Source organism: Streptomyces acidiscabies, from assembly GCF_020010905.1.
In the GTDB taxonomy this organism is placed as follows: domain Bacteria; phylum Actinomycetota; class Actinomycetes; order Streptomycetales; family Streptomycetaceae; genus Streptomyces; species Streptomyces acidiscabies.
On the sequence record NZ_JAGJBY010000002.1, the window covers coordinates 4092647 to 4105371 of the forward strand.

The 12725-nt window shown below is 69.6% G+C and carries 8 protein-coding genes; 5 read left to right on the forward strand and 3 right to left on the reverse strand.

The window, feature by feature from the left end; all coding sequences use genetic code 11:
- Positions 1 to 35: 35 nt before the first annotated feature.
- Positions 36 to 1643: a glycoside hydrolase family 43 protein gene (locus tag J8M50_RS44475; protein ID WP_010357676.1), complete on the reverse strand. Its 1608-nt coding sequence runs from the start codon at positions 1641 to 1643 to the stop codon at positions 36 to 38.
- A 241-nt stretch (positions 1644 to 1884) separates the two neighbouring features.
- Positions 1885 to 2682, reverse strand: a complete 798-nt coding sequence (locus tag J8M50_RS44480) for an IclR family transcriptional regulator (protein ID WP_010357677.1) — start codon at positions 2680 to 2682, stop codon at positions 1885 to 1887.
- A 260-nt stretch (positions 2683 to 2942) separates the two neighbouring features.
- On the opposite strand from J8M50_RS44480, the gene shiA reads away from it, so the two are divergent.
- From shiA to J8M50_RS49925, 5 genes are read left to right on the forward strand one after another with little or no spacing between them, the layout of a single operon-like run.
- Positions 2943 to 4307, forward strand: coding sequence for a shikimate transporter (gene shiA / locus J8M50_RS44485; protein ID WP_010357678.1), 1365 nt, complete (start codon positions 2943 to 2945; stop codon positions 4305 to 4307).
- 28 nt (positions 4308 to 4335) lie between these two features.
- Positions 4336 to 5385, forward strand: coding sequence for a zinc-dependent alcohol dehydrogenase (locus J8M50_RS44490; RefSeq protein ID WP_029184361.1), 1050 nt, complete (start codon positions 4336 to 4338; stop codon positions 5383 to 5385).
- Positions 5378 to 7138: a sugar phosphate isomerase/epimerase and 4-hydroxyphenylpyruvate domain-containing protein gene (locus tag J8M50_RS44495; RefSeq protein ID WP_010361105.1), complete on the forward strand. Its 1761-nt coding sequence runs from the start codon at positions 5378 to 5380 to the stop codon at positions 7136 to 7138. The genes J8M50_RS44490 and J8M50_RS44495 overlap by 8 nt, the downstream gene beginning before the upstream one ends.
- Before the next feature lies 1 nt (position 7139).
- The gene (locus J8M50_RS44500; protein WP_223786436.1) at positions 7140 to 7943 is read left to right on the forward strand and encodes a hypothetical protein; all 804 of its coding nucleotides are present in this window, start codon (positions 7140 to 7142) and stop codon (positions 7941 to 7943) included.
- Positions 7925 to 11719, forward strand: coding sequence for a hypothetical protein (locus tag J8M50_RS49925; protein ID WP_010361107.1), 3795 nt, complete (start codon positions 7925 to 7927; stop codon positions 11717 to 11719). The genes J8M50_RS44500 and J8M50_RS49925 overlap by 19 nt, the downstream gene beginning before the upstream one ends.
- Here the strand turns inward: J8M50_RS49925 and J8M50_RS44510 are convergent.
- Entirely contained in the window at positions 11711 to 12601 is an 891-nt protein-coding gene (locus J8M50_RS44510) for an HD domain-containing protein (RefSeq protein ID WP_050987443.1), read from the reverse strand. The two genes, J8M50_RS49925 and J8M50_RS44510, sit on opposite strands and share 9 nt — an antisense overlap.
- Positions 12602 to 12725: the final 124 nt, after the last annotated feature.

The window sequence follows — 12725 nt, forward strand, 5'->3', positions numbered from 1 at the left end:
TCGTACGGGATGCGGGTTCCTTGCGGGGTGTGCCGTCAGGGCACCGACACCTCGAACCGCGAGACGCGGACCGAACCGCCGAGCGCCCGAGTGGCGTGGTTGAAGAGGGCGAAGCGGTAACCCATGAAGAACTGCCAGGCGTTGCCCATCGAGAAGGCCGGGCCGAGCCGGGTGAACGTGACGCCGTCGAGGCTGTAGGAGAAGGTGCCGGAGCGGGCGGCGCCGGGCCGGATGTCCGCATTCGCGCGCAGCCAGAGCCTGTTGGCCGTCACGGGCACGCTCGCCGCCTCCGTGCCCGTCCCCGTCGTGTTCCAACTCCCGTCCATCGTCAGCCCGTTCACCATCACGAGCCGCGTCGCCGTACCCTCCCGCTTGACGCCGATCCACGCGGAGGAGTCCCGCAGCAGCGCGAGCCCCGCGCGGTCGCCGTCACGCATCGCGGTGACGTCCAAGATGGCGGTCGCGGTCGAACTCGGGCCCTGGATACGGTGGGTGAGGGTGTTGCGGGCCCAGTACAGGTCGTTCGTGACCGTCGCCGTGGACAGCGTGAGGCCGTTGTTCACCGACCACTTGGTGTCGTCCGGGTTGTGGTTCCACTCCCACTTCGGCTTCAGCTTCGTACCGTCGAAGGTGTCGACGCCGATCATCGACGCGACCTGACGCGGGGGAGTGGGCAGGACGGGGCTCGGATACGTCGATCCCCAGGCGCCGCCCACGAGTTGGAGCACCGGCCAGCCGTCCGACGTCCAGGTGACCGGCGCGAGGACCGGGATCCGGCCGCCCGGATAGGCGTCCACGAAGGCGAGGTAGTACCAGGCGCCGGTCTGCGTCTGCACGAGCCCGCCCTGATGCGGGACCCCGCCGCCGGGCACCGGACCCGGCAGGTTCAGCAGCAACTGCCGTAGCGTGTACGGGCCGAAGGGGCCGCTGGTCGACTTCAGGACGTACTGGCCGTTCGCCGGGCGGGTCACGAAGATGTAGTAGTTGCCGCCGACCTTGTAGAACCGGGAGCCCTCCAGCGTCCCGATGCTCGCCGGGGTGCTGAACACCTGCTGCGCGCGCACCTGGCTCCGGCCGTCCGGCGCCAACTGGGCAACGCTGATCGTGGTGTTGCCGTACGCGACGTACATCGTGTCGTCCGTGTCGACCAGCAGCCCGGCGTCGTAGTACACGTTCCCCAGCGACGCCAACTGGCTCCACGGACCCTCCACCGAGGGCGCCGAGTAGAGGAACGTCCGCGCGAAGTCGATCTGGCCCAGCCAGTAGAACGTGCGGTTGCTCGGGCGGTAGGCCAGGGACGACGCCCAGATTCCGCGTACGTATCCCCGGCCGCCGTTCAGGTCGTACTTGGCGCCGAAGTCCAGCCTCGGGACCGAGTGGCCGGCGAACTCCCAGTTGACCAGGTCGTAGGAGCGGAGGATGGGGGCGCCGGGGGAGTAGTGCATGGTCGAGGCGGAGTAGTAGAAGGCGTCGCCGACGCGGATGACGTCGATGTCGGCGAAGTCCTGCCACAGGACAGGGTTGTTGTACGTCGCGGCTGCGGTCATGGCCTCGGCGGTGTGGGGGAGTGCGGCTCCCAGGAACAGACCGGCTCCGCCGGCCAGCGCTCCGCGCCGGGTGATCCGTTGTCTCGGCCATGACATGCCGGGGGTCGGATCTCCTGTGTCGTCCATCGGCTCCTCCAGTGGGGGTGGGAGCGCTCCCACCTTCGGGCGGGCTTTCGGGCTGTTCAGGTGGGGTGCGCGGGGGTGTCGTACGCCTTGCCGTCTGCGGCGCCGTTCGCATATACGAACGGCGGACAGGGCGTCGGACGGTTCGGATGATAGGTGCCTCAGGGGCAGCGTCAATACCTCGCGTACCGTCGAATGTTTTCGGAGGTGTTGCTCAGCCCGCGTTCCCCAGCGGGTGGCTGAAGCCCTGGTCCGAGATGAGGCGGGCGCCCTGGGCGAGTTCGGTGGCGAAGCGCTCGATCGACTCGTACGGGAAGCGGTGCGTGGGGCCGCTCAGGGAGAGGGACGCGGCGACCTTGCCCGTGCGGCCGGTGATCGGGACGGCCACGGCGGTGAGGCCCTCGTCGAACTCGCTGGAGCTGACCGCGTATCCGCGTTCGGCCGCTTCCGCCGCCCACGTCCTGAGCCGGTCCGTGAGGGGTTCGCCCTGGGGGGAGGTGGTCGCGACCCGGCGCAGGAAGGGGTCGGGGGCGTCGCGCAGGAGGATCTTGGAGGAGGCGCCGGCCCACAGGGGCTGCTCGTCGCCGACGTCCACGACGTGGCGCAGCGGGTGGGGGCTCTCCTCGTGGGCGACGCAGATGCGGTGTACGCCCCGGGCGACGAACAGGTTGACGGTCTCGCCGAGGCGGTCCGCGAGGTCGCGCATGACCTTGCGGGTCTCCTGGGGGACCTCCCACTGGCTCTGCGCGAGGTAGGCCCAGCGCCACAGGGCCGGGCCCGCGGTGTACCCGGCGGGGTGGGAGCCGAGGAGGCCGGTCTCCTCCAGGGTCTGGACCAGGCGCAGCGCGGTGGTCTTGGCGAGGCCGGTGGCCTCGGTGACCTCGCGGAGGGTGACGACGGGGCGGTCCTCGCTGAGGAGGTTGAGGATCTCGACGGCTCGGCGGACGCTGCGGACGCCGGGGGCGTGGGTGTCGGAGTCCTGGAGGGGTCGGTCCTCGTCGTTGGTGCTCATGCGTGGTCTCCCCGTCGGTCCGGCTGTCGTTCCTTGTGCATGCGTTCCTTGCGCGTGCCCCGACGGTAGTCCGCCCTGCGGACCCGCCGCCTGGCGGTGCCGAGGAAATCTTGCCGCAACTCTTGATCGGCGCAAACCGCCCGACCTATCGTTCCGCTCGTCGGATCAGAAGGTCCATTGTGTGGACCGGCGGGTTCGACGGGCGCCGGGCCCGCTCGCTCGGCTCCCCCCTCCCCCTCACCCGACGGAGTGTGTGAGAGATGAGCAGCAGTACCCCGCAGGACACCGCGCACGGCGCTCCCCACCGTGCCCTCGCCCGGCGCGCGGCCTTCGCGAGTTTTATGGGCGCCGTGGTCGATTGGTACGACTTCTTCCTGTACGGCATCGTCGCCGGGCTTCTCTTCGGTGACCTCTTCTTTCCCGATGCCTCGCCGGCCGTCGGTACCCTCGCCGCCTGGGCCACCTTCGGCGTCGGCTTCCTCTTCCGGCCCCTCGGCGGCATCGTCTTCGGGCACTTCGGGGACCGGCTGGGCCGTAAGCGGATGCTGGTGCTGACCATGCTGATCATGGGCGTGGCCAGCACGCTGATCGGTGTCCTGCCGACGTACGCGCAGGCCGGGATCTGGGCGCCCGTCCTGCTGGTGCTGCTGCGGGCCACGCAGGGTTTCGCGGTCGGCGGCGAGTGGGGCGGGGCCGCGCTGATGGCCGTGGAGAACGCGCCTCGGAAATGGCGGTCGTTGTACAGCAGCGGCGTCCAAGTCGGCGCGTCCTTCGGGCTGTTGCTCGCGACGCTCGTCACCAAGCTGATGTCGTCGGGCACTTCGGAGGCCGCGTTCCGTGCCTGGGGGTGGCGGATACCGTTCCTGTTCAGCGCGTTCCTGGTGCTGGTCGGGCTGGTGATCCGGGCGAAGGTCGAGGAGTCGCCGGTGTTCACCGAGAAGGTCGCCGGGATGCCGGAGGGTGCCCGTCCGCGCGTACCGCTGGTCGCCGCCGTGCGCTCGAACCCCGGCGGGTTCTTCGCGATCATCGGGCTGCGGTTCGTGGAGCTGTTCACCTTCTACGGGGTGACGACCTTCGGACTGTCGTACGGCACCGACGAGTTGGGGCTCGACCGGGACAGCCTGCTCGATGTGAACCTTGCGGTCGGGGGTCTCGCCGTGGTCACCATTCCGGCCTTCGCGTATCTCGCCGACCGGTACGGGCGACGGCGGATCTACGTCGCGGGTGGCCTGGTCGGGGCGGCGAGCGCGGTGCCGTACTTCTGGGCGATGGAGTCGGGGTCGATGGTGCTCATCGTCGTGTGCGCGGTGGTGCTCGTGAACATCGGGCACGACATGGCCGTGTCGGTCCAGCAGTCGCTGTTCACCGACATGTTCGGGGCGGAGTACCGGTACAGCGGGGCGGGGGTCGGGTATCAGTTGGCGAGCGCCGTGGGCGGAGGGTTCACGCCCTTGATCGCCGGGGTGCTGGTCATCTGGGCCGGGGGCGGGTGGTCGCTGGTCGCCGGGTATGTCGCGGTGGGGTGTCTGGTGTCGGCGGTGGTGGCCTGGCGGATGCGGGGTGCGGAGGAGGGGGTGCCCTCGGGGGCGCCGAGGGTAGAGTTGGCCGTAGAGCGGAACAAGTGAACCGTCTAGTGGTCGGCTGGGAGGTCTCGTGAGAGCGGCGGTTCTGGTGGCGCCGGGGCGGGTCGAAGTGGTGGGGGACTGGCCGGAGGTTCCGCTGGAGGGCGGGGCGGGAGACGTGGTGGTGGCTGTGGAGGGGGTCGGGGTGTGCGGAACCGACCTCGCTGTGTTCCACGGCAGGCGTGAGGTTTCGTCGTACCCCTGGGTCATGGGGCACGAGGGGTTCGGGCGGATCGTCGCCGTAGGAACGGACGTGGTGGACCGTCAGGTGGGCCAGCGGGTCGTCATCGAACCCAATTACGCATGCCTGAAGTGTGCGGACTGCCTCACGGGGTTGACCTCGGCGTGTTCGCACCGCGCGATCGTCGGATTGAACAGCCCCGGTGTCCTCGCCGAACGTGTTGTGGTTCCGGCGCCGTTCGCTCATCCGGTTGCCTCGGCTGAAGGGGCTCCCCTTGCCGGGGAGTTGAGGGCCGAGGGGGCGGACCCGGGCGACCTTGCCGACGCTGCTGACCTCGCCGACCTGGCATGTGCCGAGCCGTACGCCGTCGCACGAGCCGCCGTCCGCCGCAGCGGCGTGACTCCGTACGACCGTTGCCTGGTCGTCGGCGCGGGAGCGCAGGGGTTGCTGGTCTGTCTGACTCTGGCCCGCCTCGGCGCCGTACCCGTCGTCACGGAACCCCACCCTCTCCGGCTGGAGAAGGCCGTCCAGTTGGGCGCGGTCGCGGACGACGGGCGCGGCGGGTTCACGTACGTGTTCGAGACGTCCGGGTACGCCCCCGCGCTGCGCCCGGCGATCGAGCGGGCGGCTCCGGGCGCGACGGTCGTGCTGGTCGGGCTCAACTCCGAGCCGCTGCCGCTGAGTACGGACGACGTGGTGCGCCGCCAGCTCGTGGTGCGCGGCTCGATGATCTACGACCACCCCGGCGACTTCACCGCAGCCGTCGCCGAACTGCCGACGGCCCGCCCTGGAAGGGTGATCGAGGCGGGATTTTCTCTGACGGAGGCTCAGGAGGCGTTCTCCGGCGCCTCTTTGCGGGCCGGCAAGACCTGGATCCGGATCGGGAGCGACCATGCGTAAGTCCATCGCCACCGTCTGCCTCAGCGGCACCCTCACCGAGAAACTCGCCGCCGCGGCGCGCGCGGGCTTCGACGGCGTCGAGATCTTCGAGAACGACCTCCTCGCGAGCCCCCTCTCCCCGGAGGAGATCGCCGCCCGCGCGGCCGACCTGGGCCTGACGATCGACCTCTACCAGCCGATGCGTGACATCGAGGCCGTCCCCGAGGACCTCTTCGCCCGCAACCTGCGCCGCGCCCGCCACAAGTTCGACCTCATGGGACGGCTGGGCGTGGACACGGTCCTCGTCTGCTCCAACGTGTCCGTACTCGCCCTGGACGACGACGAGTTGGCCTCCGCCCAGCTCGCCCGGCTCGCGGACGCGGCGCAGGAGTCCGGTATCCGTGTCGCGTACGAGGCACTCGCGTGGGGGCGGCACGTCAGCACGTACGACCATGCCTGGCGGATCGTCCGCGACGCGGACCATCCGGCGCTCGGCACCTGTCTCGACAGCTTCCACATCCTCTCTCGGGGCTCCGATCCCAAGGGCATCGAGGACATCCCCGGCGAGAAGATCTTCTTCCTCCAGCTCGCCGACGCGCCCGTGATGGCGATGGACGTCCTTCAGTGGAGCCGCCACTACCGCTGCTTCCCGGGCCAAGGCGGCCTGGACGTCACGGAGTTGCTCCGCCACGTCCTCGCCACGGGGTACGCCGGACCCCTCTCCCTCGAAGTCTTCAACGACGTCTTCCGCCAGGCAGACGCGGGCCGCACCGCCCTCGACGGCATGCGCTCCCTCCTGGCCCTGGAGGAGAGCGCGGGAGCCTCCCGCCTCCCGACGTCCGTGGGAGTGACGGGAGTTGCCTTCGCCGAATTCGCGACCAGCGACCCCCAGCCCACCGAGGACCTCCTCGCGTCCATCGGCTTCACCCGCACGGCCCGCCACCACACGAAACCGGTCGCCCTCTGGGAACGCGGCGAGGCCCGCATCGTCCTCAACACGGCGACCGAGCGCACGCGGACGACTCTCGCGGCCCTGGGCCTGGAATCCACGGAACCCGCCGCCTCGGCCCGCCGCGCCGAAGCCCTCCTCGCCCCCACCCTCCCCAAACACCGCGCCGCCCGGGACGTCCCCCTCGACTCCATCGCGGCACCCGACGGCACGGAAGTCCTCTTCTGCGCCACCCGCCGCACAGGGCTGGCGAGTTGGACGGACGACTTCACGTTCACCGGCGAGAGCGGGGCGGACGGCCGGCTCGACCACCTCGCCCTCACCCAGCCCTGGCACCACTTCGACGAAGCGGTCCTCTTCCACCGCACGATCCTGGGCCTCAGCCCCCACGAGACAGTCGAACTCGCCGACCCCTACGGCCTGTTCCGCAGCCGGGCCCTCTCGGCGTCCCCCTCGGGCCCGCACTTCGTCCTCAACCTGGCCCCCACACCGGAAGCCGACGACCGGGCCCGCCACATAGCCGTCGCCGTCGACGACTTGATATCCACGGCCCGCGCATTCCAGTCGTCCGGCGCCCCCCTGCTCCACGTCCCCGGCAACTACTACGACGACCTCGCGGCCCGATTCGACCTCCCCGCAACGGAGTTGGAGACCTACCGCGAACTCGGCATCCTCTACGACCGCGACGAACAGGGCGGCGAGTTCCGCCACTGCTACACGGCGACGGTCGGCCAGGTGTTCTTCGAGTTCGTCCAACGGGACGGCGGTTACAGCGGGTACGGTGCGGTGAACGCTCCGATACGGTTGGCGGCTCAGCGGAGGTGACGTGGCGCGGATCGGTGGAGTGCACGGGATTCGGCAGCTCAGGACATCCGAGAAGATCCTGAAGGGGCAGTGGTCCGAGGCGCTCAACCGGGGGCTGGCGGATCTGGGCCAGCCCCGGCTGCCCGCAGACGCGCTCGAACTCCCGCACTGGACGCGGCTGTTGGCGCGCGGCGCCGAGCACCTCGGACCGGAGGAGGAACCGTCCCTCAGCGCGGAGGACATCGCCTTCGTCACCGCCGCGCTGGAGGACGTCGTGAGCGAGGAAGAACTCGCCCGGGTCGACGCGGCAGGGGAAGGGACGCTGGGACCTCCGCAGCTCTGGCCCGCCGCGCTCACGCGGTTGATGTGCGCGTACGACCAGAGGTGGCCCCGGGCGGGGGAGTTCTTCGTCGCGCGGATGCGTGAGGTGCGGCTCTATCTGTACGAGCCGCGACTCGCCGAGCAGGTACGGGAGTTCGTGGCCGAGGCGTTCGCTCCGGGGGTGGGGGCGGTGGTCGGGCACTCGCTCGGGAGCGTGATCGGGTACGACCTGTTGCGGCGGGGTGAGGTGAAGGGGGTACGGACGTTCGTGTCGTGCGGGTCGCCGTTGGCTGTGCCGACGGTGCGGCGGGCTCTGGGAGTTGTGGAGGGGGTGGACGGGGTGCGGTGGGTCAACGCCTTTGATCCCAAGGATGTGGTGACCGGCGGGGCGGGGCTGGGGCTTGCCGGGGTCGTCGATGTGGAGGTCGACAACGGGCGGGTGGATCCGCACGGTGTCGCCGGGTATCTGGAGGCGGTGGCGGGGGAGTGTGGGACTGCCGGCTGATCGTCGTAGCCGTACCGGACCCCCGCGACGAGGCGTTCACCGCTGACATCGCCGTACAGGTCGAGGTGGTGAAGGGGTGGTGGGCCGGCGAGGAGTTGGGGGAGCGGCGGTACGAGGTCGCCGAGTCCGGTGAACTGTCGGCGCTGCGCGACCTTGAGGACTTTCTGCGGGAGCAGGAGGTGGTGTCCGCTCATCGCCGGCAGGTGCTGGTGGTGTACATCACCGGACACGGCGTCAACCCGGGGTCGGACGAACATTACTTGCTGATGCCTGAGACCGACTCGGGGAAATTGCTCAACACCGCATTCCAGACGTCCGAGTTGATCACCTCGGTGCTGGAATCCGACGTGGAGCACGCCCTGGTCATGGTGGACTCCTGTCGCTCAGGCGTGTTGCGGGTCGAACTCCCGAGGCTGGTCAGGGCCTTGAGCGAAGAACGGCGCTCCCTGACGTCCCGTGTCGTCCTCACCGTCGGCGGAGAGAACGACAGACCACGGCCGAAGGCGTTCTCGAACCTGCTGGCGGCGATGGCCGTGTACCTGAGGGAGGAAAGCTCCGGATACGCGAGTTCCCATCTGAGCTTCCAGGACTTCCACGCCCTGATGGGGGAGTCGCAGCAGAACTCCGCGGCGCCGGACATCCACCTGGTCTGGCCCGAGCACAAGGTGTCGCGGGCCAACTCCCAGCATCTTCCCACCCCTTGCCTCCCGAACCCCGGCTACCGCCCAACCCCCGACCTCACCGCCGTCTCCGAAGTCCCGCCCCACTTCACCGGCCGCACCGCGGAACGGGACCGCATCACCGAGTTCCTCCGCAGCGGCACCACCGCCCTCGTCGTCACCGGTGTGACCGGCTCGGGCAAGTCCGCTCTGCTGAACTGGACGGCGACGCAGGGGATCGACGCCGCCGTGCTCGCACGCGACGCCGAACCGGATCAACTCGCCCGAGCCCTCGCCGGTGTCCCCGAATCGGACGGCGACGCTCTGGACCATCTGCTGGACCACATCCACGACAGCGTCCGCCGCGAGCGCCGTCCCCTGACGGTACTCATCGACGGCATCGACGAGGCGAAGAATCCGACGAGCGTCGTCACGAACCTCATCGGTTTGCTGGCCCAGCAGCGGACGGACGACGGCCGGCCCGCCGTGCGGATGGTGCTGGGCGTCCGCAGCCCGCGTCCGGACGGGCCTGGAGCGGGCCGACAGCCGGGACTGCTGGACTTGTTGGTGACGGTGACGTCTGCCTGCCCGCCGCTGCGGACCGACGACACCGCCGCTGTCCAGGCCGACATCGAGCACTATGCGAGGGCTCGTCTGCCCGGTGCCTCCGACCTCGCGCGAGCCATCGCCGAGCGGGTGACCCCGTCCTTTCTGGACGCCCGGATCGCCGTCGACGACCTTCTGAGCCATGGCGAACCAGCCGACGCCGCCTGGCTGGACACGCTCGGACAGGGGACCGGGGAACTCCTTCGCCAGGAGATCCGGAAGGAGGCGGCGAGGGGTGGGTTCCCGGCGGAACACATCGGATACGCCCTGAGCGCCACGGCCTTTGCCCAAGGGGCCGGACTGCCCTGGGCGGACGTATGGCGGTGCGCGATCGAAGCATTGGCGGGGCAAGAGGTGCCCCGCGTCGACGCGTTGATCCGCTGGCTGAGCAACAGCCGTCTGATGGGGTACCTGACGACCGGGATGGAAGACGGCCGGACGGTCTATCGCCCGGCCCATGAACACCTTGCCGAGGTGCTGCGGGAGAACGAGGTACTGCGGGAGAACTCCGAGGCTTCCCAACAAGCCTTGGCCCGTAGCCTCGTCGACCTCTGTGCAGCTCAAGGAGACCGCCCCCACCCCTACTTGCTCCGCCATCTCGTCCACCACGCGAAAGCGGGCGGAATCCTCAACGACCGCGTCATCACAGAGGAGTTCCTCGTCCAGGAAACCAGCGGCACCGTACGAGGCACCCTCGGCCTCCTCGGTGAACGCACTTCCGACGCCGCTCGCCTCTACGCCTGGGCGAGCATCGAACCCTTCCTCGCCGACGCATCCCCTCGATTCCGCAGGGACAGCCTCCACTTCGCCCTGCCTCATCAGGACGGCTGGAAACTCCTCGCGGCTCCCGACAACATCCTCGCCCGCACCGACACGGACCTCCTCTCCCTCACCTCCTTCACCTCGCTCATCGCGGCAGGGACCGCCGCCGGCACCGTCCACCTCTGGGACCCGGCCACCCTCACCCCCCTCGGCCGTCCCATCAAAGGTCCGGCTCCGAACGCCCGCGCTCTGGTCGCTGTAGGTTCCCGCCTTGCCATCGGCTGCGACGACGGTGTCTGGACCTGCGATCCCCTGTCCGGCCGTACCGAGCGCCTGCCGATCGGAGCGAGCGTTCGGTGCATGGCGGCCTACGGAGACGCGGGGCTCGCGGTCGGAACGGACGAAGGGCTCGTTCTGTACGACGGAGCCGGTCTCCGTGAGGTTCAGGGTGGTCCGGTGGAGGGCGTTGCGGCGCTGGGGCCGGTGCTGGCCTGGTACGACGGGACGTTCGTGCACATCGACGACGGCGTCTCGCGGGAACGGGTCGAGGCCGACGTCACGGCTCTCGCTCTTTTCGAGGACGGTGAGGGGCGGCCGGTACTGGCTCTCGCCACCCCGGAGGCGATCGAGTTCCGGGACGTGTCGGCGCGAACTCCGCACCGGTACCGGAGGATCAGGCGGTCGGCGGAGGTGCTCGCGCTGTGCCGGGACGGCCTCCTGGCCGGCGCCGAGGGCGGGGTCGTACGCCTCTGGAACCCCGCGACCGGGGAGGAGACACGGAGGTTCTCCGACGGACACACCGGGAGCGTCACCGGCCTCGCGGTCGTCACCGCGTCCGACGGCACCCCGGTGCTGGCCTCGGGATCTCTCGACCGGACCGTCCGGGTGTGGAACGCCGGTATGGAGCAACGGCAGTTGACCGCCGACGGCACGCTACTTGCCGTACTGCGGGACGGGTTGGTCTCGGTCGGACCCGAACGGAACCTGCTCGTGCGGTCGTTCGGTGATGGAGCGCTGGTGCGGTCGGTCGAGTTGCCGCGCAGGGGAGAGACTGAAGTGACCGCGCTCGCCGCCTGCGGCGCGGGGCGGATCGTCGTGGGGCTGTCCGACGGTGCCGTGGTCCGTTGGGACGGTCGTGGGTGGCACATGACGGGGGCGTTGACCTCGCCGGGCGCCTGCGCCACCGCCTTGGCCGTCCGGGATGGGGTGTTGGCGGTGGGGACGAGTGAAGGGGGCGTCCAGTACTGCGATATGACGCGGGATCAGTTCATGCGTCAACAGGCCGTGGCCGGGGCGGTCCGTGCGCTTCAGTTCGTGGGTGAGTCTCTCGCTGTCGCCTGTGAGCGAGGTGTCGAACTCCATCCCCTGGCTGGTGGACCGGCCGACAAGTGGCCTGGCTGGGAAGGGCCTGCGGAGTCTCTGGCTGCCGCCGGGGACGAGGTGTTGGTGGCCGGAGGTGCTGACGGCAGTGTCCGTGTGTGGAAGCAGGGGGAGAGGGTGCTGTCCGTCCGGCACGACGGTCCCGTTTCCGGTGTGGCGGTCGCCGGATCCCTGATCGTGAGTACGGGACGGCTCGACACGACTGTACGGATGTGGGATCTCGAAAGTGGGGAAGAGGTGCGGCGGATCGTCACGGGGGTGTCGTTGACGGCGGTGTGTGTGGTGGAGTCGCTGGTCGTCTTCGGCGGTCCGCGGGGGATCGCCGCCGTGACGCGAGGGGGAAGCGGGGAGCCGGGCTTCTTACGATGAGGACGCTCCGCCGTGCGGAGAGGCAGCGCGGGGATGGTGATGCGTCAGGCGTGACACGGCCTCTTTCGCGTGTCGGCGTGCCAGGTCCGACAACGTCTCGTCCGTGCTGTGCGGAGAGGGGAAGACATCGAAGGTGCTCCCCTCCGCCAGCCTTCCGCACTGCGCGACAAGGCGGTTGAGCAAGGTCAGTTGCGACGGATGCGTCGGCCGGATCAGGAGAGGGAGCCAGCGCGCGTCGATGCCCACGTGGTGAGCGACCGTACGGACCAACGCCGCGCGGACCGCGTCCCAGGCCGGGCCGCCGGTCGCGCCGTACGCCTTGGCGACCATGTCGGCGTGCAGGATGTCGGCGCCGTGAGTATTGAGTGCGTATGCGACGGTGTAGAGGCATCGGTGATCAGGGTTCCGGCATCTCTCGCCGTCGACGTACCCCGCGCAGTCGCAGCCGGTGAGCCGGGGGAGGACGGCGGCCGTCACGTAGTGCGGCTGCGTGTACCGCACTCGGGAGCCGACTTGTGGCAGGGGTAACCCCGCTCGCAGAGCGCCTTGTCGCCATGCGGTGCGCGTGTGATCGAGCGCCTGCGAACGCGGGAGACCCGCGCCGAACGACACCATGTGAGCCGGGGACGCATGGCCCAGGCGGCTCACACCTACGAGGAACGCGGCGGCTCGGCGCGCGCAGTGTTCGTCCTGGGCGGCGAGGCTCTTGGTGATCTCGGTCCTCTGCGCCGGGGTCAGTGCGTGCTGCCACAGTTCGAGGAGCGTGGACGCGGCGGCGAGCATCTCGGCGACGAGCGGGTTCCAACCGGGTCCGCGCGAGGGGGCGATCGATCCCCAACACCATTTATGCACTGTTGAGTTGAGATCTCGTGAAGTATCCATACTGACCTCCTGTGGCATGCTACGGTCCGATTTCCAGCACAGCAGGGATTGCGAGGATTGTGAGTGGGAGGGCTACTCGATGGCTGAATCACCCCCTTCCCCGGAAGGTGAGTTACGCCCCTGC

What these genes read in the sequence shown, in the direction of transcription:
- J8M50_RS44480 (WP_010357677.1), bottom strand. Translation starts at nt 2,682, where the DNA reads ATGAGCACCAACGACGAGGACCGACCCCTCCAGGACTCCGACACCCAC.
- J8M50_RS44475 (WP_010357676.1), bottom strand. Translation starts at nt 1,643, where the DNA reads ATGTCATGGCCGAGACAACGGATCACCCGGCGCGGAGCGCTGGCCGGC.
- J8M50_RS44510 (WP_050987443.1), bottom strand. Translation starts at nt 12,601, where the DNA reads ATGGATACTTCACGAGATCTCAACTCAACAGTGCATAAATGGTGTTGG.
- J8M50_RS44495 (WP_010361105.1), top strand. Translation starts at nt 5,378, where the DNA reads ATGCGTAAGTCCATCGCCACCGTCTGCCTCAGCGGCACCCTCACCGAG.
- shiA (WP_010357678.1), top strand. Translation starts at nt 2,943, where the DNA reads ATGAGCAGCAGTACCCCGCAGGACACCGCGCACGGCGCTCCCCACCGT.